The organism is Lysinibacillus sp. GW821-FHT14F06 (genome assembly GCF_058803665.1).
On sequence record NZ_JBXAPF010000052.1, the window covers coordinates 1 to 26,037 of the forward strand.

At 36.0% G+C, this 26,037-nt stretch carries 17 protein-coding genes and 1 pseudogene; 13 read left to right on the top strand and 5 right to left on the bottom strand.

Going from position 1 to position 26,037, the window contains the following annotated elements; genetic code table 11:
• Positions 1 to 149 precede the first annotated feature (149 nt).
• A complete protein-coding gene (locus AC1RNS_RS25405; protein ID WP_492996617.1) occupies positions 150 to 1,322 on the bottom strand; it encodes a MalY/PatB family protein in 1,173 nt (390 codons plus the stop codon).
• A 72-nt stretch (positions 1,323 to 1,394) separates the two neighbouring features.
• On the opposite strand from AC1RNS_RS25405, the gene AC1RNS_RS25410 reads away from it, so the two are divergent.
• Positions 1,395 to 1,655, top strand: coding sequence for a DUF1871 family protein (locus AC1RNS_RS25410; protein ID WP_283869297.1), 261 nt, complete (start codon positions 1,395 to 1,397; stop codon positions 1,653 to 1,655).
• Positions 1,656 to 1,728: 73 nt separating this feature from the next.
• On the opposite strand, the gene AC1RNS_RS25415 is transcribed toward AC1RNS_RS25410, so the two are convergent.
• The gene (locus tag AC1RNS_RS25415; protein WP_492996618.1) at positions 1,729 to 3,069 is read right to left on the bottom strand and encodes a sodium-dependent transporter; all 1,341 of its coding nucleotides are present in this window, start codon (positions 3,067 to 3,069) and stop codon (positions 1,729 to 1,731) included.
• Positions 3,070 to 3,434: 365 nt separating this feature from the next.
• Here AC1RNS_RS25415 and AC1RNS_RS25420 point away from each other — a divergent pair, with 365 nt between their 5' ends.
• From AC1RNS_RS25420 to yugI, 3 genes are all read left to right on the top strand, one after another.
• Complete coding sequence (locus tag AC1RNS_RS25420) at positions 3,435 to 3,983, top strand: RNA polymerase sigma factor (RefSeq protein ID WP_492996619.1); 549 nt, start codon at positions 3,435 to 3,437, stop codon at positions 3,981 to 3,983.
• Positions 3,976 to 5,622: a hypothetical protein gene (locus AC1RNS_RS25425; protein ID WP_492996620.1), complete on the top strand. Its 1,647-nt coding sequence runs from the start codon at positions 3,976 to 3,978 to the stop codon at positions 5,620 to 5,622. Before AC1RNS_RS25420 ends, AC1RNS_RS25425 begins: the two co-directional genes overlap by 8 nt.
• A gap of 89 nt (positions 5,623 to 5,711) precedes the next feature.
• A complete protein-coding gene (gene yugI / locus AC1RNS_RS25430; protein ID WP_492996621.1) occupies positions 5,712 to 6,089 on the top strand; it encodes a S1 domain-containing post-transcriptional regulator GSP13 in 378 nt (125 codons plus the stop codon).
• 62 nt (positions 6,090 to 6,151) lie between these two features.
• Here the strand turns inward: yugI and AC1RNS_RS25435 are convergent, their stop codons facing one another.
• Positions 6,152 to 7,459, bottom strand: a complete 1,308-nt coding sequence (locus tag AC1RNS_RS25435) for an AAA-type ATPase lid domain-containing protein (RefSeq protein WP_492996622.1) — start codon at positions 7,457 to 7,459, stop codon at positions 6,152 to 6,154.
• Positions 7,460 to 7,604: 145 nt separating this feature from the next.
• Here AC1RNS_RS25435 and pruA point away from each other — a divergent pair, with 145 nt between their 5' ends.
• From pruA to AC1RNS_RS25475, 8 genes are all read left to right on the top strand, one after another.
• Complete coding sequence (pruA, locus tag AC1RNS_RS25440; protein ID WP_492996623.1) at positions 7,605 to 9,149, top strand: L-glutamate gamma-semialdehyde dehydrogenase; 1,545 nt, start codon at positions 7,605 to 7,607, stop codon at positions 9,147 to 9,149.
• Between the two features lie 244 nt (positions 9,150 to 9,393).
• The gene (locus AC1RNS_RS25445) at positions 9,394 to 10,587 is read left to right on the top strand and encodes an ornithine--oxo-acid transaminase (protein ID WP_492996624.1); all 1,194 of its coding nucleotides are present in this window, start codon (positions 9,394 to 9,396) and stop codon (positions 10,585 to 10,587) included.
• A gap of 83 nt (positions 10,588 to 10,670) precedes the next feature.
• Complete coding sequence (locus AC1RNS_RS25450; protein ID WP_427549168.1) at positions 10,671 to 11,915, top strand: Glu/Leu/Phe/Val family dehydrogenase; 1,245 nt, start codon at positions 10,671 to 10,673, stop codon at positions 11,913 to 11,915.
• 703 nt (positions 11,916 to 12,618) lie between these two features.
• Entirely contained in the window at positions 12,619 to 16,239 is a 3,621-nt protein-coding gene (locus AC1RNS_RS25455; protein WP_492996625.1) for an S-layer homology domain-containing protein, read from the top strand.
• 214 nt (positions 16,240 to 16,453) lie between these two features.
• Positions 16,454 to 19,516: an ATP-binding protein gene (locus AC1RNS_RS25460; protein ID WP_492996626.1), complete on the top strand. Its 3,063-nt coding sequence runs from the start codon at positions 16,454 to 16,456 to the stop codon at positions 19,514 to 19,516.
• The gene (locus tag AC1RNS_RS25465) at positions 19,513 to 20,619 is read left to right on the top strand and encodes a response regulator (RefSeq protein ID WP_492996627.1); all 1,107 of its coding nucleotides are present in this window, start codon (positions 19,513 to 19,515) and stop codon (positions 20,617 to 20,619) included. The genes AC1RNS_RS25460 and AC1RNS_RS25465 overlap by 4 nt, the downstream gene beginning before the upstream one ends.
• A gap of 67 nt (positions 20,620 to 20,686) precedes the next feature.
• A complete protein-coding gene (locus AC1RNS_RS25470; RefSeq protein ID WP_492996628.1) occupies positions 20,687 to 21,850 on the top strand; it encodes an iron-containing alcohol dehydrogenase in 1,164 nt (387 codons plus the stop codon).
• A gap of 415 nt (positions 21,851 to 22,265) precedes the next feature.
• Entirely contained in the window at positions 22,266 to 22,997 is a 732-nt protein-coding gene (locus AC1RNS_RS25475; RefSeq protein WP_492996629.1) for a hypothetical protein, read from the top strand.
• A 63-nt stretch (positions 22,998 to 23,060) separates the two neighbouring features.
• Here AC1RNS_RS25475 and AC1RNS_RS25480 read toward each other — a convergent pair whose 3' ends face one another.
• Together AC1RNS_RS25480 and AC1RNS_RS25485 are read right to left on the bottom strand one after the other, a co-directional pair.
• A complete protein-coding gene (locus tag AC1RNS_RS25480; RefSeq protein WP_492996630.1) occupies positions 23,061 to 24,053 on the bottom strand; it encodes a cation diffusion facilitator family transporter in 993 nt (330 codons plus the stop codon).
• A 15-nt stretch (positions 24,054 to 24,068) separates the two neighbouring features.
• A pseudogene (locus AC1RNS_RS25485) lies at positions 24,069 to 24,790 on the bottom strand (MgtC/SapB family protein).
• Positions 24,791 to 24,924: 134 nt separating this feature from the next.
• Between AC1RNS_RS25485 and AC1RNS_RS25490 the strand changes: the two are divergent.
• Positions 24,925 to 25,824: a DMT family transporter gene (locus AC1RNS_RS25490; protein WP_492996631.1), complete on the top strand. Its 900-nt coding sequence runs from the start codon at positions 24,925 to 24,927 to the stop codon at positions 25,822 to 25,824.
• The last annotated feature ends 213 nt before the right edge of the window (positions 25,825 to 26,037 follow it).

Below are 26,037 nucleotides of genomic sequence, written 5' to 3' on the forward strand. Positions count from 1 at the left end.
AAAGCGAAGCGTCAGCGACAAAGCGAGTAGCCTGGAACGGAAATCACCTTCATTTTGACTAAATATTCACAAAGAGTCCCTTGACTATTTAGTTTTTCAACACTATGAAAGGATATCTCAAATTGGAGATATCCTTCACTACTGGCTCATTATGGTTGTAATGCTTGTTTAAACCGCTGAACACCATCTTTGACTGTATCGAAGGAGCAAGCTACATTCATACGCAGGAAGCCGCGTCCTTCTTCACCATATTTAGTTCCAGGCTCTAATGCCAGCTTGCCATTTTCAAATAGGCGTTTCATCATTTCTTTTTCATCTAGTGCTAGCTCTCGATAATCTATCCAAAGCAAATAGGTGCCCTGTGGCTTTGTGATGCGGATGCCTGGCAGTTGCTCTAATTCTTGGATGACATAGTCCATATTTTTGGAGATGTAAGTAAGTAACGCATCTAACCATGAAGAGCCCTCAGTGTAAGCTGCCTGCAGTGCAACAGGAGCAAAAGTATTTAATGAGCCTTGACCGCTTGCCATATTTATAGCTTCTAATTTTAAACGTTTTCGCTTATCCGTCACAATCATATAGGCTACTTGTATACCAGCTAAATTAAATGTCTTTGTTGGAGCCATACAAGTAATAATCCGATCAATTTCCGCACCAGCAATTTTTGCAAGTGGTGTATGGGTTGCACCATCAATCATTAAATCAGAGTGAATTTCATCTGAAATAATTAAAACATCGTATTTTGCACAAAGGCGCACTATTTCTTTTAATGTTGCTTCATCCCATACATAGCCACCTGGATTATGTGGGTTACATAATATGTAAGCTTTAATGTTTTGGGCTAATGCCTGTTCAAAAGCTACGAAGTCAAAGACAAATGTACCATCTTCCTCAACCAAAGGACAGCTTATAATCTCTCGAGCATTGCTTTTGGGAATATTAAAAAATGGCGGATAGACTGGTGAGGAAATAAGTACTTTATCGCCAGGATTTGTAAAAGCTGTAATGCAATTCGCTAAAGCAGCAACTACACCGTTACAAAATAGAATCGAATCTTTTTCAATATGCCAATCATGACGAGTATTTTGCCAGTCTATAATCGACTGCACTGCTTCCTCTCCAACAAAACTATAGCCAAAAACCGTTTTTTTAGCATGCTCTTGCAGCGCTTTTGTTACAGCTTCTGGTGCGGTAAAGTCCATGTCAGCTACCCACATTGGCAGAATATCTGAAGCATCTTTTAGTCCATATACTTTTTCCATTGCGTCCCATTTTACAGAGTTTGTACAACGACGTTTATTAGTTTGATCGAAAATAGACAAGCAAATCACTCTTTTCTTTTTTATTTACTATGGTATCATACGAGTATGATAAAAGGATAATAGGTGAGTATTTTGGAAAATATTAAAATGAATCAAGCAGCTGTACATCTGCTAGAGGAGTGGGATCCATTCCACTTAGGTTCAGACCATTATGATACTGAAACAGCAGATGTTGTAGCAGCATTGCAAGGTATTGATGATCCATCTATTCTTGCAAAGGTTATACAAGAAACATATGAGCATTCGTTTGAAGAATGGATTCCATTTGAGGATTGTGTAGCCATATCATACAAACTAATTGCCATTAAATTCGAAGCAAAGTGTATTATTTAACAAAAGCTTTGCTTTATGATAGAAAACGAGATTGTCCATCAAGTTGTGACAACCTCGTTTTTTTTGATGAAATTCACTTAAACAGCGGTAAAATTCCTTGAATAAAAATAATAAAAATGGCTAATGGCGAAACATAACGAATTAAAATATACCAAATCATAAACATTAGATTAGATGAAGCAAGCTCTTTTCGTGAAATGTCCTTTGTATAGTAATAACCAGCAAAAATTGAAATTAGTAAGGCTCCAATCGGCATCCCAATACTATTCGTCAAAAAGTCAACAAAGTCAAAAATAGAGCGATCTAAAATTTTTATATCTGATAGGATACCAAATGACAGTGCGCTTGGTATACCAAAAATGAAAATAATGATGCCACCAATCCAAGCAATTTTTTTACGCTTTTCAGGCTTATCACCAATAGCAATAGCAACAACAATTTCTAACATAGAAATTGAAGATGTTACCGTTGCAAAAAGTAAAAGAATAAAGAAAATCGTTAGAAATAGTCCACCAAGTGGTAATTGCTCAAAAACAGCAGGTAAAATAATAAATACGAGACCTGGACCCTGATCGGGCGTATATCCTAGTGCAAACACTGCTGGGAATATAACCAAACCCGCAAGTAAGGAAATGATGATATTCATTGATGCAACATTAATCGCAGAGTTTCCTATTTTTTCGGTTTTGGATAGGTAGGAAGCATACGTAATCATTACCGCAATACCAACACTTAATGAAAAGAATGCTTGTCCAAGCGCCATTAAAAATGTTTCCGCATTGAAGTATGACCAGTCAGGCACAAACATAAACTTAACACCTTCCATTGCACCGTCCAATGTTAAGGAGCGAATCACTAATACAATGAAAAAGATGAATAGTAATGGCATCATCCAAGTGCTCGCTTTTTCAATACCACCCTTGATACCGGCTGATACAATGACTACCGTTAATAGCATAAATAGTCCTTGGACAAGAACTGCTTCAAATGGGCTGGATATAATGTTTCCAAATAAATCTGCATAATTTATATTGGTACTAGAGCTAGTTAACCGTAAAGTAAATGCACGAGCTAAATAGCTTAAAATCCAACCACCAACAACACTGTAGAATGACAGGATAAGTCCAGCAATAATCATGCCTCCCCAGCCAATTAAATACCAAGGTTTTCCAGGTGCTTGTTCCTTAAACGATGTTACAGCATCTTTTTGTCCACGACGGCCAATCATAAATTCAGCAATTAGCACTGGAAGGCCGATAAAGAATGTACATAAGATGAATAATAAAATAAAAACACTGCCACCATTTGTGCCCGCCATGTATGGAAACTTCCAAATAGCTCCTAATCCTATAGCACTTCCAGCAGCAGCTAAAATAAATCCAATTTTAGTTGTAAATTGATCTCTCGATGACACGAAAATAAATCCTCCTTATACTAAAACTTTATTTTACCGCAATATTTTCATAACACAAGCAAATATCAGAAAATTGATAATAGATTTCTTCATGAGATTTAGTTAGGTTGTAGAATGATGACAAATATGGTTTTGTTATCTTGATTCAGTTCTCTATAGATGGCAAGATAAATGCGATTATTTTCCTTTTTAGGTGTCGTACAAACGCTCATTGAATCGAGATAAAGTTCCAGCGGATGTCACGGATTTTGAAGAGGAACTTTTCTTAGGGGCGTAATTGATAAAAGTACTTCCTTTTAAAGTGAAACTAAATTTTGTAACAATTAGAAGGATTTATTCGTTCCATAAACAAAGGGGGGATTACTTTGATGGAAGCTGAATTAATAGCAAAGGCACAACAAGGGAACAAAGAAGCCTATATAGAGCTTATTCGAATACATCAACAAACAGTTGAAAAATTTGCCTATCAATGTGGCGTACATAGTAATGATTTAGCAGATGTTTCACAGGAAGTATTTGTGAAGCTATATCGTTTTTTACATCAGTTTAAACAGGACCGTTTTACAACTTGGCTCTATAAAATCACCCTGAATGCCACACGTGATTATTATCGTAAGGAGCAGCGAGAACAAGCAAAGGAAGAAAGATTAAGAATTCAGAGGCAGCTCCCATCCTCTTCGGCAGAAATGCATGTGCTAAATTTTGAGGAGGATAGAGTATTACATAATGCCATTAAAGCACTCGATGAAAAATATCGTTATCCACTTATATTATTTTATTTTCATGAACTCAAGTATGAAGAAATAGCAGAGATTCTCAACATCTCGCTATCGACAGTTAAAATACGGCTATTACGTGCAAAGGAAAAAATTAAAGTCGTGCTATTGCAAGAGGGGAGTGTTGAAAATGGATGATAAACAGTTTGAAAAACGGATGGAGCTTCTAAAAAAATCCTATGATCGTTTGGAGCCACAATTAGATCCAGAAGCTGTTTTCGCACAAATTGAGATAGAGAACGCAGAACAACCAGAGCAGGATAATCCTTCAGTACAAAAACCTCCCTCAAAATGGCAGAAGCCGGCAGTTTGGTTTGTTAGCATTGCAAGTATGCTTTTAGTCAGTGTTCTTGTTTCATCTTATGTAATTCAGCAACCAGAAAATCTAGGTAGTGAGGAAAAGGCATTAAAAGAAGATGAAAAAAAGACAGAAGAGAAGGATTGGGCTGAGCGACTTACTAAAAAATACAATAGTAAAAAAGATCAAATACGAAGAGAGCTGTCCGTTTCAATTGATGAACTGAATGCATTTCAATTTATTAAAAATGCAGATAGTTCGTTAGAGTTTTATATTAGACACAATTTACGATTACAGGAAAGTGATGAGCAATATTTAAAGTACGCTGAGGAAACCGTTCTTAATGAATTAATGACACCACGAAGAGCGCTAGAAACTATAGAAAATAGGAATAATTTAAGCTATGATGAATCGTTTAATGTATATCTAACATATGAAAACAGTGTCATTGAACTTGAGGAGTTTTACAGTGTTCTTCTAGAACCATTTGAACCCCTCTTAAGGAAATCAGCGAATATTAATAAATACCCTGAGTTAAAGGTAATTATTGATGCAGCAAACGCTCAATTTATGGAATTGAGAAAGGATGAAAATGGTTCATTCTATTTTAAAGCTGATCCAATTAATGGTGAATTTCGGTCAGCTGCTATTAATAATTTGCATCCCGATATCTTTGGCTATTTTGAGTATTTAGAAAAGGGGTATTTATTATTGGCAGATGATTTAAGGTATACACGAGAAGAAACAGCTAGATCCTTAAAAATAATAGAGCGATCCTTATTAGCAGATAACAATCCTGATTCAACTGCTTATAAGGTGTTAAGAGAAACTTTTGAAAATACATGGCTGGTATTATTAAAAGGAAGTCCTAAATATCCTGCTTACAATGGGAAACTTCATATGGATCATTTGAATTTTTTACAAGATGTAGCAGATGGTAAGTATGGAGAGCTTATGAAAGAAACTGCTGTGACAATTTTAAATGAGCTAAAGAAAAGCAATGATTCCACTACATTAACGAAGTTATCTTCTTACGATATTTGGACAATCATTTTGCAAACAAGAGAAGAAACTACAGGATTGATTAATGATAGTGATTTTATTATTGTGGATATAAACGAGCAAGAAATGATGCAAATAGAGGCAGTATATAAGCAATATAAGAAAAGTGATGCTGAAACGTTTATTAATGAACTACGCCCCTTAAATATAGTGTCTCTTTATTTATATGCAAAAACGATCGGTGATAAATCTTTAGAGAAGTCTTTAGCTCTCCCAGATGTAACACTTGATGCTAGCTTGTTAGGCAATGTAAAAAATTTGGAGGTTGTCAGTCAGTTAGGTGAGTATGAAGGGAGCTATCCAATGGTAGCTATTCGAATTAAGAGCGAGCAACAGAATATATATGGTAGGCAGTTCCTTGTTAAGTTTTCAAAAAATAAGCAAGGCTATTATCGTATATCTGGAATCATTGATTGAGGAGATGATTTTTTGCCCCGCTTTTGCACGTATGCTATAATTTAAGGTGATATATACGTAGCAAACAAAAAGAAAGTGGGCAAAAGGTTATGGTAAAAAAATATGAATTAGGAGACGTGTTGACCGGAAAAGTTACAGGTATACAGCCGTATGGTGCATTTGTTGCGCTTGATGAAGATACACAAGGCCTTGTGCATATTTCCGAAATTACGTACGGCTTTGTTAAGGACGTAAGTGAATTTTTAGCCGTTGGGCAAGAGGTAGAAGTGAAGATACTTGAAATCGATAAAGAGGCCGAAAAAATTAGTTTATCGATTCGAGCTTTACAAGAACGCCCAGCAACATTACGTAAAAAAGATGCACCACCACGTAAATCATTGCAGGATCGTGTAGATGAGTCAGATGCAAATGGTTTTAATTCCCTAAAAGATAAATTACAGGACTGGATCGAACAGTCAGGACAATAAGAAAACGAGGATGCCTTTAGTGGGAGGTATCCTCGTTTTTTTTTAATTATTCAATATAAATTCTATTGTTTTTTTATTTTGCGGATTCTATATTGCAGATTTTGACGGCTCATACCGAGTGCATTTGCCGCTTTTGTGATATTGCCTTCATATAAATTCAAGACATTTTGCACATAATATGATTCGGCTTCGCGTAAATAAGCATCGAGAGGCATGACATCATTTTGCTGATGAAACATAAAGAACTCTGGTTCACGATTGGAGGCATCTTGCTGCTGTACTTTAAAGCGAAAATGCAATGGTAGAAAATCCGAAGTAACTGTAGATTCAGTTGTCATAAAGGACACAATTTCATCTAACAATAGTTCGAGTTCTTTTAAGTTACCTGGCCAATCATATTGCAAGAATAATTCCTGTACATCAGGTGCTAGATCAGTCACATTGGATGCAAATCGTTCTCGATGACGGCTAAAGTAATCATTTACAAATGGCACAATATCTTCTTTTCGATCTGTTAGGTTTGGAATAGTAATCGCCATTGTTGCAAAGAAATAATATAGTGATTTAGATAGCTTCCCCTCTGCAATTAATGCAATTGGATCACTCCCCACACTTCCAATTAGCATGTATTTGGATTGAGGAAGTGATTGCAGTACTGCTAATAATTGCTCCTGAATGTCTAGGCTTAAGAAATCGATGCGTTCAAAGAAAAATGTATATGCCTTATCATCCTGTAAGAGCTCCTGCAATTTATCTAAAACAGATTGAGCCGAACGACGGCTTACTAGTGTAACAAAGGCTTCAGGATCAGTCGAAGCTGCATGGTGAATACCTTCTGCTACTAAATCTTTTCCTGTACCAGATTCACCGATTAGTAAAACAGGTAATTTCACAGCTGCTGCTTTTTTTGCATTTGCAATCACCTGTTGCATTGATTCAGAATCAGATGTAATCATATCAAATGTTAAAGGTTCACCATATCGTCGAAGGGGCTGATAAACAAGCTTTTCGAGTGATGTAATATCACGAGCAAATTCTATTGCACCAATTAGTTTATTTCCGACATAAAGTGGAAAAGTATCATTAATAGTTGTTATTTCATGTCCATTTTTATTCCAATAGGTTTGTTTTACATTAATTTCTTTTTTACCTGTTTGCAATACACGCATTAACGTACTTTCATGCTGGCGAAAGGAAAACAATTCAATAATAGAACGATCTGCTAATTCATCAAAATGAAATCCTTCAATTTCTTTCATCTTTGTATTATAAATAATGGTTTTTCCAGATAGGTCAACTGCGTGAATACCAACGGATACATTTGTTGCTATAAACTCATAAAAAGGTAATAAGGGTTCAGAATTTTTCATAAAATGTGCACCTCAAAAAATTTTTTACTTGAAATATGCAACGAAATTTTGCATTATAATAAGTGTAAGAATATTTTATACGCAAAAATATTTTGCGTCAATGTTTTTTGCACACCAATATACATCTCATGAGGGAGGATAAAGTATGATTCCATACAAACACGAACCGTTCACAGATTTTTCACAAGAGGCAAACTACAACGCTTACGTAGAGGCTTTAAATAAAGTTGAAAGTTATTTAGGTCAAGACTATCCACTTATTATTGGTGGCGAACGTATTACGACAGAAGATAAAATCGTTTCGTATAACCCTGCTAAGAAAACAGAAGTGATTGGTCGCGTGTCAAAAGCGAGCAAGGACTTAGCTGAAAAAGCGATGCAAGCAGCCGATGAAACATTTAAAACATGGAAAAAAGTAGATCCAGCAATTCGTGCAGATGTGCTTTTCAAAGCAGCTGCGATTATTCGTCGTCGTAAACATGAATTCTCTGCACTTTTAACAAAAGAAGCTGGGAAACCATGGGCTGAAGCAGATGCTGATACAGCAGAAGCAATCGACTTCCTAGAATATTATGGTCGCCAAATGTTGCGTATTAAAAACGGCCAGCCAGTTGAAAGCCGTTCAGGTGAGTACAACCGTTATGACTACATTCCATTAGGGATCGGTATTGTTATTTCTCCTTGGAACTTCCCATTCGCGATTATGGCAGGTACAACAGTGGCCGCTTTAGTAACAGGAAACACAGTGTTATTAAAACCAGCTTCTACAACACCAGTAGTGGCGTATAAATTTATCGAAGTATTAGAAGAAGCAGGTCTTCCAGCAGGAGCTGTTAACTTTGTACCAGGTTCTGGTGCTGAAGTAGGCGACTACTTAGTAGATCATCCAAAAACACGCTTCATCAGCTTCACAGGTTCACGTGATGTTGGTTTACGTATCAACCAACGTGCTTCTGTCTTAAATGATGGTCAAATTTGGATCAAACGTGTGATCGCTGAAATGGGCGGTAAAGATACAATCGTTGTGGATAAAGAAGCAGATTTAGAGCTAGCTGCACAATCTATCGTGAAATCAGCATTTGGTTTCTCTGGTCAAAAATGTTCAGCATGTTCTCGTGCTGTCATCGTAGAAGATGTGTATGACCAAGTCGTGAATCGTGTAGAAGAATTAACAAACGCTTTAACAGTTGGTGATCCTACAGATTTCAGCAACTTCATGGCAACGGTTATTGACCAAGCAGCATTCAACAAAATTACGGAATACATCGAAATCGGTAAAGGCGAAGGTCGTCTAGTATCTGGTGGTACAGCAGATGATTCAGTAGGTTACTTCGTACAACCAACAGTATTCGCTGACGTAGAGCCTTCTGCACGTATTATGAAAGAAGAAATCTTCGGACCAGTGGTAGCGATCGCAAAAGCAAAAGATTTCGATCACGCTATTGAAATTGCGAACGATACAGAATATGGTTTAACAGGTGCCGTAATTACGACAAACCGTATGAACTTAGAAAAAGCACGTGAAGAATTCCATGTTGGCAACCTTTACTTCAACCGTGGCTGTACAGGTGCCATCGTTGGCTACCAACCATTTGGTGGCTTCAACATGTCAGGTACAGACTCAAAAGCTGGTGGTCCAGACTACCTACAGCTTCATATGCAAGCAAAAACAACTTCAGAAATGCTTTAATTTTTAACAAATTAGTGGAAAAAAACCACTTTGATTTAGGGCTGTTCCATAAGTAATTGAAGGATATATATTGAAGAGAATCTGTAAAACTTCTTTGGGTATGCGTACATGGTTATCCGCAGACACAAATGTGAGACGACTTCGCACCTGTGGAGGCTAGCAGATTCTTGTTCATCCTTTTTTCAGAAAATGCTGATGAACTTTGTCCCTTTATTCCATAGATGAAGTAAGGAGAGAATATGATATGACAAAAACACAACAAGTGATTGAACAAACTCAAAATTTTGGTGCTGCAAACTATCATCCACTGCCAATCGTAATTTCAGAGGCTGAGGGTGCTTGGGTTAAAGATCCAGAGGGCAACAAATACTTAGATATGTTATCAGCATACTCTGCTGTAAACCAAGGACATCGCCATCCGAAAATTATTGCTGCATTAAAAGAACAAGCTGATAAAGTCACATTAACTTCTCGTGCATTCTATAGCGAAAACCTAGGTGAATGGTATGAGCTTGTTGGACAATTAACAAATAAACAAATGGTCTTACCAATGAATACAGGTGCTGAAGCGGTTGAAACTGCTTTTAAAGCGGCTCGTCGTTGGGCATATGATGTAAAAGGTGTAGAACAAGGCAAGGCTGAGGTTATTGCATGTAATGGTAACTTCCATGGTCGTACAATGCTAGCTGTATCACTATCATCTGATGAAGAATATAGACGTGGCTTTGGTCCAATGCTACCTAATATTAAGCTAGTAGACTACGGTAACCTAGAAGCTTTAAAAGCAGCTATCACACCAAACACTGCTGCATTTTTAATTGAACCAATTCAAGGGGAAGCTGGTATCGTGATTCCACCAGAAGGCTTCTTAAAAGCGGCTCGTGAGCTTTGCCGTGAAAACAATGTATTATTTATTGCAGATGAAATCCAAGCTGGTTTAGCACGTACAGGTAAAATGTTTGCTTGTGATTGGGAAGAAGTAGAGCCTGATATGTACATCCTTGGTAAAGCTTTGGGTGGCGGTGTATTCCCAATTTCTTGTGTAGCTGCAAACCGTGACATCTTAGGTGTCTTCAACCCAGGTTCACATGGTTCAACTTTCGGTGGTAATCCTTTAGCATGTGCTGTTTCTATTGCATCCATTAAAGTGTTACTAGATGAAAAATTAGCTGAACGCTCACACCAACTTGGTGAATATTTCAAAGGTAAATTACGAGCAATTAACAACCCTGTTATTAAAGATGTTCGTGGCCGTGGCTTATTCATTGGAATGGAGTTAACAGAGGCAGCACGTCCATACTGTGAAAAACTTAAAGAATTAGGCTTACTATGTAAAGAAACACATGACACAGTTATTCGTTTTGCTCCACCGCTAGTGATTTCACAAGAAGATTTAGATTGGTCAATTGAACAAATTGAAAAAGTATTTAAACTTTAACAAAATGTTCACATTTTAATTCGGAAGTATGTTACAATGATGCCGATATACTATCATTAAAAAAAACAAAGAGGCGATTTAATATGTCTGAAAACTTAAACCTGTTCACATCAACTCAAGATGTCATTCAAGACGCTCTAAATAAACTTGGCTATGACGAAGCAATGTATGAATTATTAAAAGAACCGCTTCGTATGCTACAAGTACGCATCCCAGTGAAAATGGATGATGGTACAACAAAAGTATTTACTGGTTACCGTGCACAACATAATGATGCTGTTGGACCAACAAAAGGTGGGGTACGTTTCCACCCACAAGTATCTGAGGAAGAAGTTAAAGCGCTTTCAATGTGGATGACATTGAAATGTGGTATTGTCGATTTACCATATGGTGGTGGTAAAGGCGGAGTCATTTGTGACCCACGTCAAATGTCTATGGGCGAAATCGAGCGCTTAAGCCGTGGTTATGTTCGTGCAGTAAGTCAAATCGTAGGACCTACAAAAGATATTCCTGCACCAGACGTATTTACAAATGCACAAATTATGGCTTGGATGATGGATGAATACAGCCGTATGGACGAATTCAACTCACCAGGTTTCATCACTGGTAAACCACTAGTACTTGGTGGTTCACAAGGTCGTGACCGTGCAACTGCACAAGGTGTTACAATTGTTATCGAAGAAGCAGCGAAAAAACGTGGCATTAATATTAAAGGTGCACGCGTTGTTATTCAAGGATTTGGTAATGCAGGTAGCTTCCTTGCGAAATTCATGCATGATTTAGGTGCAAAAGTAATCGGGATTTCAGATGCTTATGGTGCACTTCATGATCCAGAAGGTTTAGATATCGACTACTTATTAGATCGTCGCGATAGCTTCGGAACAGTAACTACTTTATTTGAAAACACAATTTCAAACAAAGAATTGCTAGAGCTTGATTGTGATATTTTAGTGCCAGCCGCTATTGAAAACCAAATTACTGCTGACAATGCACACAATATTAAAGCAAACATCGTAGTAGAAGCAGCAAATGGTCCAACAACAGCTGAAGCAACGAAGATTTTAACAGAACGTGGCATTTTACTTGTACCAGACGTATTAGCATCTGCAGGCGGTGTTACAGTTTCTTACTTCGAATGGGTTCAAAATAACCAAGGTTATTACTGGACTGAAGAAGAAGTGGAAGAGCGTTTATACAAAAAAATGGTGGAAGCATTTGATAATGTATATACAACAGCAACAACACGCAACATTAACATGCGCTTAGCAGCTTATATGGTAGGTGTTCGCCGCACTGCTGAGGCTTCTCGCTTCCGTGGATGGGTTTAATAAAGCGAAACTTCAATCAGTGAGGGTTTTCCTCATCCCACTGATTGCTGTAGATGAACACAAGCTAAGTACTCCGCATTCTGCGTAAATGCTTGTGTGACCAACATCGTATTGTCCTCAATCGGGCTTTTATGGGTAGTTAATCTCCCACCTGACTTCTTTGCTTTCGCTGAATTTTGAGGTGAGAGTCTTGTGCCTGATGATTCACTTTCGGTACTGATAAATTACTGCCCGTTAATGCTGGATAAAATAGATAAATACAAAACGAGTCATTCCTATATCATTAGGATGACTCGTTTTTGTCTTGGGGCGACTTGTGTTTATTTGTTTGGATAAGATGCTCCAGTCGCTTTTCTAAAACCACTTTTCTTTCATTCCGCACCTTTTGTACACGCAGAAATTTCAATAACCCTATTCCACCAAAAATAGCAACAAAGCAAACGATTACAATAATTAACATAAACATAAGCAAAATTCCTTTATTCTATGTACTGTCTCTACTATACAATAACTATCTAAACAAATTCTGAACATATGGATAGAATATATGTATAGGTGGATAGAACTATTATATAGCTAGATGGAACTATTGTGAATAAAAAGTTCCTTTCCTTTTCTGTTCAGATTTTGTTCAGGTGTTCCTTGATAGACTTATCTAGGAAGAATGTGAAGCTAAATTTTTATAGTGAAGGGAGAATAATAGATGAAAACTAGCACAGTACTATATGACAAATTATTTAAATCAGCCATGGCTACGGTAATGGCTACAAGTGCACTGACCGCTTTGGCACCAGTTACAACAAAAGCAGATACCAATGAGGAAGTATTTAGAGATGTGAAAACGACCTCAGATTACTATGAATATGTCAATGAATTATTTGAGCGTGGTTTCGTCCACGGCTACTCAGATGGTTCTTTTAAGCCTACGGGATTATTAACACGTGCTCAGGCATCGAAGATTTTAGCTCTTAATTTAGGGCTAGATATTACAAAAACTTCTAACGTTACTTTTAAGGACCTTCCAACTGATGACTGGGCGTATCCGTATATAGCAGCATTAAAACAAGCAGGCATTATTGATGGTTATGAGGATGGTACATTTAAACCAAATGCTCCGATTACACGTAATCAAATGGCTAAAATAATAGTTAAAGGATATGGCCTAGAGCCAGCTACAGCGATTACATTACCTTTTACTGATGTCCAGGCTGACAATAATTGGGCGGCTCCTTATATTCAAACACTATTTGATTTAGGTATTACCATTGGACAAACGTCTACCATTTATGGCGGCAACGCTACAGTGACACGTGCTAATATGGCGGCGTTTACGATTCGCTCTGAAACGACAACTGACTATCGTGACAACCGCCGCCCAGATGAAAATGTTATTTCTTCTATTGATGGCAATAAAATGACGCTTGATGGCCAAGTGTACTATATAAAAAAGGAATTACAGCCCTTGCTGCACGCTCGTAACTTGGCGGTATTAAATCAAGCAAATCTCGATTTTATTAAAATCGGTACAAAGATTGTAGGAATTCGCAATTTGGAATTATTGCATGGAGGTACAGCAGATCATACATTAACACTCGATTTAGCGGGTAGCACAGTGGAAGCTAATATACTGATTACTGGGGATTATATTAAACTTGCAGATGCTTCTATTGTTGGCGATGTCATCATTAAAAAGGGCAACCAAAAGCAAATTGAGATAAGTAATCTTAATGTAGACGGTCGTTTAATTATCGAGGGTGAAGCAAAACGCGACCAAGAAACAGTATTGAAGTTGTTGAACAGTAACGTGTCTGAAATGGTCGTAAATCGGGATGAAACAAAAATCATCACAGATCATACAACGCCAACTATTAAAGTGGGCGATAATGTTTCTGAAATTGAAGTTTCCGGTAAAATTTACAAAATTGATTTTGCCGGCAGCCAAGATGTACTGGTAAAGGGCAATCTTGACACAACTGATGTAACCATTGAAACCCCAATTAAGGTGACACTCGCGAATAAGGCACATATACCACAAGTAGAAACAAAACAATATGGTAGCCAATTGATTGTGCCGGTGGAAAGTACGATTGGTACATTAATCAAACCTGATAACATTCAACCAGAAGAAGCGGTGAAGTATCCAGCAGGAGGAACTCCGCCAGTTGGCAATGTGCAGGACACAGCTGATGTAGTAAGACCAACAAATCCAACGACACCAACAACACCAACAACACCAACAACACCGCCTCCAACAACAGGTAATGGCGGAAATAGTGGTGGGAGCTCGTATAATCCGTTTTCGTCACAAACCTTAACAACGAATAATATCATAGATGCAGCTCACCAAGATCCGCTAGCAGTCGGCATGATAGGTACAACAGTAACAACAAGTAATCCAAATGTTGCCGTTGCTACAATTGTAAATGGCAAAATCAATATTACTTCCAAAGGTCCAGGTACAACGACGATTACTGTAAAAGAGGATGCACCATCCTTAAAAGAAGCACAAATTCTTGTCACAGTAGATAGTAACGGCAAAATTACACATAGCATTAAACGACCATTAGAAGTATTGCAGGACAAAATCAAAGTATCCCCAACGCCATCCACTGAGGAGTTAGTGAAGCTGTTTGAGGCAGTGGACATTAAAGGTATTACCTTTAGTAATGTAATAGATGTTACAGAAGCGCTAAAACAGTCGATTGCGAATAATGGTAGTTTATTAACAGAACAAGAATTAAAACTAGTAGTAGATACGACGTTACTACCATATATCATTAAAAAAGATAATTCAAGCTTACAAAAGGTAACTACACAACTTGATTTAGTGACAACAGGTCCAAACGGTACAGCTTTCACATGGAATCCAGTTACACCTGTAGATAGTGCTACAGTTGATCATATAACTGGTCAGGTAACACGTAGTAATAACGATGATGAAAACGATACAGTATCTCTTGGCTTTAAGGCTATAAATGGCTCTGCCACAAAGAATGCTTCAATCAATGCAACAATTATCGAAAGTAAGGAGCCAAGTATTACAGAAATAGCACTTCATGATGAAAATAATGACGGCTTCATCACAACAGAAGACACGATTGAACTAACATTCAGCGAACCAATTGCGTCATTTGATGAAATAATCATTAATGGGCAAAATATTACAGAAGGGACTTGGAATCCAACTCGTACAAAGTGGACTGGTAAATTGATAGGAAATGTTACTTCAGGAGACACAGTGACGGTTACTATTTTAACTGATGATCATCAGAATGTAACACCACAAAGCATAAATGCAATAACAGAGGAGCCATTGAAGGCGAGCTTAGCACAAACTACTTTTGCAGGAGATTTTCGCTATACTACAGATGATACTGCGCAATTAGTTGTAATAAGTGAAGCAGCAGAGGCATTAAAGCAGGCACTATTAAATAGTTTAACGGTGCAAAGAGGTGTTCAAACAGTAGACCCAACAGCAATTACAAATGTTACATTTGGTAGTGCCAATATTACTGGAGGTACAATTGCATCAGGGAATTTCAAAGTGCATAATATTCAGGCTATGGTGAATGGACAATTAGACACAATTGAATTGACTACACCTATTACAGTTACTACTTCAAATAAATTATTTGTCACAACAGAGGATGAAGTAAAAGCTAGTGTAGGGAGTACACACGTAACAAATGGTCTTGTTAATATAATTGAAGTGGACCAGAATACTACAAAAATTTCAATGACAGATCCTGTAATTGTACCTAATAATATTACTTTATTTGAAGGAAATAATAATATTTCATTTGCATCTCTAGGTATCACTGCAAATGGAATGATTACAGTACAAAATATAGATGTCCATGGGCTTAATCGACATGGAACTAATGCTCATAGAGGTATTAATTATATTGGAAGTGGTTCACTAATCTTGAATAATGTAAAAGTGGAAGTAACAAGTGGTTCAATAGGTTACCCTGGATATGCTATTTATATTGGTCAGCCAAATGCTGTTGTGGAAATGAATCATTCAAAGGTTGACTTAATACTAAGTCGATCAAGTGCACCAGGAACATTAACAGGTATTCTGCTTAGCAACGGCAGTACATTGACATTAAATCAATCACCAATTTATGTAGAAGCTGAACATACTGGAGGTCAGCCAGCTTTTGGTATTTCGACAGGATCTACAGGAACGCTCACTTTAAATAATTCACCAATTACGGCAAAAGGTGCTAGTACTCCTGGTGTTGCATTAAATCTTCCTGCAGGGCATTCAGTAAATGTAAATACAGATGCTAATTCTACTTTAGAGGAAGGATTAAAGTAGTTTTGTAGCGCTTGAGTTGTTTAAAAGATGTATTTTTGACGTACTTTCTAGCTCAGTGATATAAATGGCAACCTTGTGAGATTTTCTCAAAGGTTGCTTCTTTTTTGGTCTTTCCCCATTACCTTTAAAGTATTTATAATATTATAATAATTTTAGTTCGATTATATTGAAAAATACATATAACCAAAGATAAAAAAATGGCAGGAGCATAAGTATGAAAAAGAATTTTTTAATTATGATTAGTATTATTTTATTATTTGCCATTGTTATTATAATCGGGAATGGACATTATTTTTTAAAAGGTAATGGCCCGGTAGTGAAACAGGGTGTGGCGATTGTTACTAGTGAACAACTTGAAAATAATAAAACTATTAAGCTTAATGGAGAATGGTCCTTTTATCCAAATTTACTGCTATCGCCTCAAGAGTCATTAAATGACTATACTGATCAACGTATATTATTAAAAGTTCCTGACAAATGGGAGGGGAAATTTCAGTTTAATAAAGATGGTCCTATTGTGGGCACATATCATCTTTCCATAAAAGTTCCAACAGAAAGGCAATATGGTTTATTTTTTAGACATATACACACATCTAGCCGAGTGTTTATTAATGGTATCGAGCTTGGGGGGAAAGGAAATCCAAGTACATCTTTTACGGAGTTTCAATCAGAGAATGATGATAAATTTATTGTTATTGGGCAAAGTAGCGAGCAGATACTTGATGTTTTAATACAGGTAGCTAGCTATAATCAGTATCCAACTTCAGGAATTATGTATCCCGTTGAATTTGGAACAAGGGAAAATATACAGAATTTTTATGATCAAAAAAAATTGAATGATATAGTAGCAAGTCTGGGGCATATTGTCTTTGGTTTCATCTATCTGATTAGCTACGGACAAAATCGCAAACGGAAGGAAGAATTGTATCTTGGGCTGTTTATGATACTAATGGGTTTTTATTTGTCCTTTATTAATATGAAAATTTTCTTTCAAATTGTTCCCATAGAATTGATTAATAATCAGCTACGTTTACAACTCGGCATCGTCCCACTCGTGAATATGTGTCTGACACTTTTTCTATATACTATGTATCCACAAGTGGTAAAGAAAAAAGTGGTTTATACATTTGTTGTTTTTCTAGGTTTTGTTTTTTTTATCTATGGCATTTATAATCCTTTTAACCTCGACAAAAGTGATGTGAATGAACAAGCTATAGTCGCTCGGCAAATCACATATATAGCCTTGATTTCACCAGGAGTTATCTATATCACAATGATTTTAATTCGTATTATTTTGCGGAATTTAGAGGGAGCTTATTATGTATTAATGGTCTTTGTAGCGACTTGTTGCTATGCGTTTCTAATTATCATTAATTTTTTAATAGAAATACCAGTTGATTATAGTGAGTTAGTGCTTTTCTTATGTGTATTAGTAGGTTTTTCCTCATTATTAAACTATCGTGCCAATACCACTTTTATGAAACTAGAAGCTATAACAGAAGAATTGCGAACACATAATCATATGAAGGATGAATTTTTACTGAAAACCTCCCATGAATTACGTACACCTTTAAATGGCATTTTAAATCTATCAAAATTATTAATGGAGGGTGGACAAGGGCCATTAAAACGGACTCAACAAGAGCAAGTAATATTAATTCATAATATAACGCAGCGCCTAGGACATTTAGTGGAAGATTTATTATTCTCATCAAATCATATGTCAGGTGAACTACGGGTTTCGCCTCGTATTGTACCGATAAGCATTATAAATGATGTAGTTACAGAAATACATAGTGTGATGCCTACTAATAGTTACGTACGATTACTCGTTGAAGTAGATATGACATTGCCACCCATGCTGACAGATGAATTACGCTTTAAACAAATATTGTACAATTTGTTACACAATGCTATCCAGCATACCGAAATTGGCGACATTACTGTAACGGCTTATCAACAGCAGAAACATATGATTATCGAAGTAAGCGATACAGGAAAAGGCATTCCTGCTCAGGATTTAGAACGTATCTTTAATGCATTTTATCGGGTAAAAAATAATCACCATAAGGATGGTCTTGGATTAGGATTGAGCATTGCAAAAAATATTGTAGATAAATTAAATGGTGAAATTTATGTAAAAAGTACTTTTGGTGAAGGAACTACTTTTACATTCACAATGCCGCTTGCCGCAAAGGATCAAGCTGGTGAGGAAAATTCACTTGCAATCATTGCACAAACGCCATCAGAAATACTACAGCTTGAGCTACCGTTAATTCATAAAGGTAATGATAAAAAAATACTTGTTGTAGATGATGATCATATCAATATAAAGGTGTTAGCAGATGTATTAGCTTTAAAGGGTTATACAGTAATTGGTGTGGATAATGGATTTGATGCTGTCGATTATATCAAAGTGAATCAAGTGGATTGTATGCTAGTTGATTTAATGATGGAGGGAATGTCGGGCTATGAATTATGTAAGCAGGTACGCAAGCATTATGATATGTTAGAACTTCCAATCATTGTTTTAACTGCTATTATGAAGCATTCTGATTTAGTGCTAACCTTGCAGGTAGGAGCCAATGATTATTTACAAAAGCCTGTAGCCACTGATGAATTGCTTTTACGAATCGAATCATTATTAGCTGTTCGACAATCATCAGTAGATGCAATTGAGGTTGAGATGAATCATTTATATTCACAAGTGACACCTCATTTTGTCTATAATACACTCAATACAATTATTGGTTTGAGCTATACTGATATGGATAATACAAGGGAGGCATTATACTCCTTAGCAACATACTTCCGCGCTAAGCTCAATGTGCACAATCGTAACAGTATGGTATTGATAGAAGAAGAAATAGAGCTTGTAAAGGCATATCTTTATATTGAAAAAATGCGGTTTGGTGATCGTTTAACTATCAAATATGATATTGATGAATCCATACAACTGATGATTCCAGCATTATCGCTACAACCTTTAGTAGAAAATGCCGTTTTTCATGGTATTTCCAAAAAGCCGGAGGGCGGTACAATTGAGGTAAGTGTCCAGCGGGAGGGACAATTTGTTCGCATTAAAATTTATGATAATGGAGTCGGTATACCCGCTAAAAAGTTGCAGCAATTAATGAATGAAGAAAGCTCACGCATTGGTTTTACAAATCCACTAAAAAAATTTAAATTAATGAAAAATGCGAGTCTTCGTTTATATAGTGAAGAAGGAAAGGGGACAACTATTTTAATACTTTTGCCGGAGGGTGATGGAGTATGAATATTATCATCATAGATGATGAAAAAATGGCTATTGAGGTTTTACGTTTCAAATTAAATCGACTTACACAGTTTCAGATTTCTATTAGAGGGGCATTTACAAATGCAAATGATGCACTGGAATTTCTTAAAAAAGAATTGATTGATGTTGTTTTTTTAGATATAGAGATGATTGATGTGCATGGTTTACAGGTAGCGAAACAATTAAAAAGGAATCCATCTATTCAAATAATATTTGTAACAGCACATGCACAATTTGCTGTGGATGCATTTGATATAGAAGCAACTGACTATTTGTTAAAACCTGTTCATGAGAAACGACTTATTAAGGCGTTGGTGAAAGCACAGCAGAAGTTGCAATTACAAGAAAATGTAATAACAGAGGAGAAAGAGCATCTCTTATATGCACATACATTTGGAAGCTTTTATTTACAAAATGCACAACATGAGGTTATGAAGTGGCGTACGAGGAAAGTACGGGAACTATTTTTATATTTATGGTTTTATCAAAAAAAGCCTATGTTAAATGTTGTCATAATAGAGGAGCTCTGGCCTGATTTAGAATTTGAGAAGGCAGCAAGTAATTTACATACGTCTATTTACCAACTAAGGAAGCTTTTTAAGGAAAACGGCATTCAAGATCCAATTCAATTGGTCAATAACCATTATCAATTAAATGTGAAGATTGCTAGTGACTATGATAAACTGATTCATTTGTTAGAGCAGAAAAGACATGATGAAATATCCATCCAGAGGCTATTAAATTGCTATGAAGGTGATTTTTTAGCAGAGGAGGAGTACCCTTGGGCTATTCAAACCCAGCTGCGCTTAAAACAAGGGGTTTTACATGTGCTTGAAATGTATATTAGTACTACGGATTCCGTTAATTCGTTGCTAAAATTAAACTGTTTACAAAAGATGCTAGAGCTAGATGAGTTTAACGAAGACTATATGTTTCTGCTATTAGAATTTTTAATTGGGCAAAACAAAAAACAGGATTGTATAAAGTATTATGAGAGGATACAGGAGAAATTATCGGAAATTGGTATATCAGTTCCAGAGAAAATTCTTACTATTTATAATGCTTACATGATTCGTGTTTAAGCAATCTTAATTCTTTGCTTTCTTCAACATAAATATGAGAAAATCCAAGTAGAAAGGGGCGAATTGAATGGATTCATTTACATTTTATAATCCAGTGAAATTGCATTTTGGTGAAGATGCACTGGAGAAGTTACCGAAAGAGTTGGCGCAGTTTGGAAAGAAGGTATTAGTTGTATATGGAGGAGGCAGCATTAAGAAAAATGGAGTGTACAACGCTGTCATCGAAAAATTGCGAGAAGCGAATAAAATAATATTTGAGTTAAGTGATGTTGAGCCGAATCCACGTGTAGAAACTGCAAGACTTGGTATTGAAATTTGTAAGAAAGAAACAATCGATCTTGTTCTAGCAGTTGGGGGCGGTTCAGTTATTGACTGTTCAAAATTAATAGTTGCTGGTGCTAAATATGATGGCGACGCATGGGATATTGTGAAGCGTAAAATACTTGTAGAGGAAGCTCTACCTCTTGGAACAGTTTTAACACTGGCTGCTACTGGTTCTGAAATGAATTCAGGCTCAGTTATTACAAACGCAGCTACAGAAGAAAAATTAAGCTGGGGCAGCCCTGCTGTTTTTCCAAAATTCTCTATCTTAAATCCTACTTATACAGTGACAGTACCAAAAAATCATACCATTTACGGAATAGTGGATATGATGTCACATGTCTTTGAACAATATTTCCATAATACGACAAATACACCGATTACAGACGAAATGTGTGAAGGTGTATTGCGAACAGTCATTACTACGGCACCTAATTTATTACAAGACCTAGAGAATTTCAAGTTACGTGAAACGATTTTATTGGCAGGAACAATTGGATTAAATGGCTTCTTATCAATTGGTTCCCGAGGCGATTGGGCATCTCATAATATTGAGCATGCTGTATCTGCCGTGTACGATATTCCACATGCTGGTGGGTTAGCTATTTTACAGCCACACTGGATGCGTTTAAGTGTAAAAGTAAATCCTGAGCGTTTTGCAGGTATGGCAATTCGAGTATTTGGAGTGGATGCGACAGGAAAGACGTCAGAAGAGGTTGCCTATGAGGGAATCGACCGTTTATCGGCATTCTGGACATCACTAGGAGCACCAAATCGCCTTGCAGATTATGATATTGATGATGCAAAATTCAATCAAATTGTTGAGCATGCTATGCAAAATGGACCATTTGGCAATTTTAATAAATTACAAGAGGAAGATGTTCGTACGATTTTACAAAATTCTCTTTAATATTGACCTAGATATGAGGCTACTGTTGTAGTCTCATATTTTTTTGTGCAAAGGTTAAGGAAACTTAACCCAAAGTGTTGAAATTTGTCGTAGAAGTTTCTTTTGACCTACAATATAATTAAATAGACCGATACATAAAAGGAAAAATACTTGAATTGATAAAATTAATGTGAGAAAGGTAATGATTATATTAAGTTATTATTTTATTTCTGAATATTTCGTGTTTATTTTCGGGATATTTTTCACTTAATTGTATCAGGTTAGTGTAAATGACAGTATTTTGTTATAAAAAAATCTATTTAAAATAGTAGATTTGTTGTCGTATTTACGTACTTAATGTAGGATTGTTCAGAATTTGTTCAACTGGGTTTATTAAAATAAATACAATATTAAATATAGATTGGAGAGGGAGCAAATGTTGAAACAATTGCTTGAAGACCGAATTGTCACATTATGTTATATTGAAACGCCATTTCAGCAACATGTTTATAAAATGCAAAATTGTGTAGAAGTATTGGGAATTGAAGCGAAATCACTGCAAATTGAAAATGACCAAATAGTTGCAGGATACATCGTTGATCAAAGTATATTTTTCAAAAGTTTACGCTTTGGTCAAACGAATATTATCTTTACAGATGGTGTAAATAAAGCAATTGTACAATTATTTGTCCGTCCTTCTGGTGAAATTATTGCAGAAGTGAAGCCTTATTTGGGTGATGCTGAGATTGTTTTAGTTTATTATCGGACAATCTTAGAAGATACAGCTATTGCAATTGATTTAAAAGGTGCTTTTAAGCATTATTTGGTAGCCCATCAATTGATGAATGTTGAAGATTCAATTGCAGAGGTCCATTATGAATCGATGCATCCTAATGTATTAAAAGATTCTTATGCTGGTAACTTTGTTTTAGGATGCCATACAGATGGAAGAGAAATAACTAATGCAGAGGAATATGCTTTAGCCAATCGTTCAGCTACAATAAAATTCTCAAAAATTGTTATTCAACAGCAAGGTGTAAAAAAGATTATCGCATTAAAAATGTTATTAACGTTTATGATTACTAATCATGTTTTTGTTAGTAATGAAGAGTTACCAGACTGCTTAAATGAAGAAGTAATAAAACGAAGTCACCTAAAGTCAGTATAAAAAACAGCCAACTGCCTGAAATATGGCAATTGGCTGTTTCTTGTTTATTTAGTGGATAGAGAGTTATTGTTCAAAAGTTGAGTTAACAGGTCTATTACCAATATGTTTCCATTCTAGTTTCCCATCATCCTCATCAAATAATATAGCTACTTTCGATACACCCTTCTGACTTAAAATTACTTCTGTTAAATGATCACGTACATCGTCTAAAAAAGCTAATGATAAGTTAGGATCTGCTTCAGCAACTAATTCTACATGTAAAAATTCGCCTTCTTTTATAACTTCTAAACGGACAATATCTTGAATGTTTGGATCATCCAAAACTAAATGAGCAATATGGTTCAGCATTTCTTCATCTGTTTCACCAATCACTCCACGTGCATTATCAAGGAATACCTTAGCTACTACATAAAACATCATACAGCCGATAATCATTGAAACAAGCCCTTCAATATTTGCCCAACCTGTATAATGTGCAATTAAAATAGCACCGAAAGCCAAGATGTTACCACCTGTAGCTACTAAGTCTTCCATAAATACTAATTTTGTCGCTGGCTTCGCTCGATTTAAATAGGCAAAAGCTTTAGGAATGGTCGAGATACCTGCTTTCTCCTGTCCTGCCTCATGCAAAATCTCTGCAGCAGCTTTGGCAAGAACAGCTCCTTCTAACACAATCCCGATAAAAAGTACACCAAGTGCTATGAGCATTCCTTTAGATTCACCCGAAGGATGGATAAAATGATGCCAGCCCTCTTTAACAGTTTCATAAGAAAGAATGGCCACAATAATTACTGCAAAAAGACAAACCAAATTGACTATTCGACCAAAGCCACTAGGGAACTGTTTTGTTGGTGCCTTTTTTGAAAGAGCAGAACCAATGTACACAAAAAATTGATTTGCTGCATCACCTAGTGAGTGCATCATTTCAGCAAACATGGCGACATTACCAGTAAAGAAAAATGCAATGCCCTTAATTAATCCTAAGAATGCATTTACACCTGCAGCCAAAAGGGAGGGTTTGTTTCCGTCTTTTAATAGTTTTAATATTTCTGCCATTGTAGAATCCTCCAACTAGTTTAAAATTTCCATTTCAATTTTTTCAATATAAGATAAGGCACGCAATGAACGGTAAAATGACAGTAGGTTATCAGAGACGATTAATGATAGTCGTAAATCTAATTCATGTAAGACATTCCCGTTATTTGGAATATCTTTAATGCGAATGTTCTCAATAATAATATTGTTCTCTTTTAGAAATTGTAAAAAGGCTTCCGTTTTCAGATCAGATTGTAAATCTGAACCTTCAATGATACTTCTCGCATACGAATTCGTTTTGGTCCTATTTTCATTAGGAAAGGCGATAAAACCTCGATTCCGAAAACAATAATAATAACAGCTAATGTTGCGTCCATATAGAATCCTGCACCAACAGCAATACCAATCCCGGCAGCTCCCCAAATCATTGCAGCAGTTGTTAAACCTGAGATACTATCGTTTCCACGTCTTAAAATTACACCTGCTCCAAGAAATCCAATGCCACTGACTACCTGAGCTGCCAAGCGAAGAGGATCCATTGTGATATTAATGTCAGACCTTGGCGGCGTGGAGTACGCAGTTTCAATTGAAATAATGGTTAATAGACAACTAAATGTTGCAATGACCAAGCTTGTTTTTAATCCTACGGGTTTCTTTTTTAATTCCCTTTCAATACCTATGACTAAACTTAATGTGGCTGCAATCACTAATTTTATGCCAACTTCATATGTAATCATATTTCCTAATAATATTTCCATACGCAACCCTCCACAGTTATTTCGTATTGCTAAGAGATATGCAAGCTGTCATTATTATATGTACATTACATTTTTGTATTGTACATCACGAAAGTATGGAAGTATAAGTATTTTTTTAATGGAGGTGAGGTTTTATGGAGAAACCTAAAATACATCCATACATCCCAATTTTTATTGGTGTTATTTCTGTATCCTTGTCAGCTATTTTTGTAAAATTAGCAAATGCAGAAGCGGGTATTATCGCATTTTATCGCATGTTATTTTCGGTTTTAATTATGGCTCCGTTGTTTTTTTTGAAATATACAAAAGAGATACAACAATTATCAAGAAGAGATTGGTTATTCTCCTCTATTGCGGGCATATTCCTAGCGTTCCATTTTATTTTGTGGTTTGAATCACTAAATTACACATCTGTCGCAAGCTCTACAGTACTGGTTACATTACAGCCTTTGTTTGCGTTCGTTGGTACATATTTTTTCTTTAAAGAGAAAATTACGATGAAAACCATTTTTGCAGGTGCTATCGCTATTATTGGTAGTGTTTTAATCAGTTGGGGCGATTTTAAGCTTAGTGGTACGGCATTTTATGGAGATATGCTAGCTCTTATTGCATGTGCACTCGTTACAGCCTATTTTTTATTTGGCCAGGATGTACGTAAAAGATTATCCCTTGTGACTTACACGATGCTAGTTTATGTTGTTAGTACAATTACATTATTTATTTATGTTCTTATTAAAGGCGAATCTTTTGGTCCGTATCCTTTAATGGATTGGGTATGGTTTATTTTATTAGCAATAGTTCCTAATTTATTTGGTCATACTCTATTTAATTGGTCTATCAAATACGTTAGTACTAATGTAGTTTCGGTTGCGATATTATTTGAACCAATTGGTGCAGCTCTATTAGCCCTTCTGATTTTTAAAGAGTATTTGATAGTCACACAATTGATTGGCGGATTAATTGTTATAATGGGAATTCTTTTGTTTGTTATCGATGAGAAAAAGATTTTTAAGTTTTTTTCAAAAAATGCTTGATTTTTAAATTGCTATATTATATATTATTACTTGTCCTTAACAAGAAGGACGACTTGATAAAAAGATTTTAGAAAAAAGTTGTTGACTTCTTGTTGAATACAAGTTAAGATAATAAAGTCGCTGAAAATAATCAGCGAAAATGAACCTTGAAAACTGAACAAGCAAAACGTAATCAATAAAGTTTTTAGTAGCTAACTTATGCTAGTGAACGAG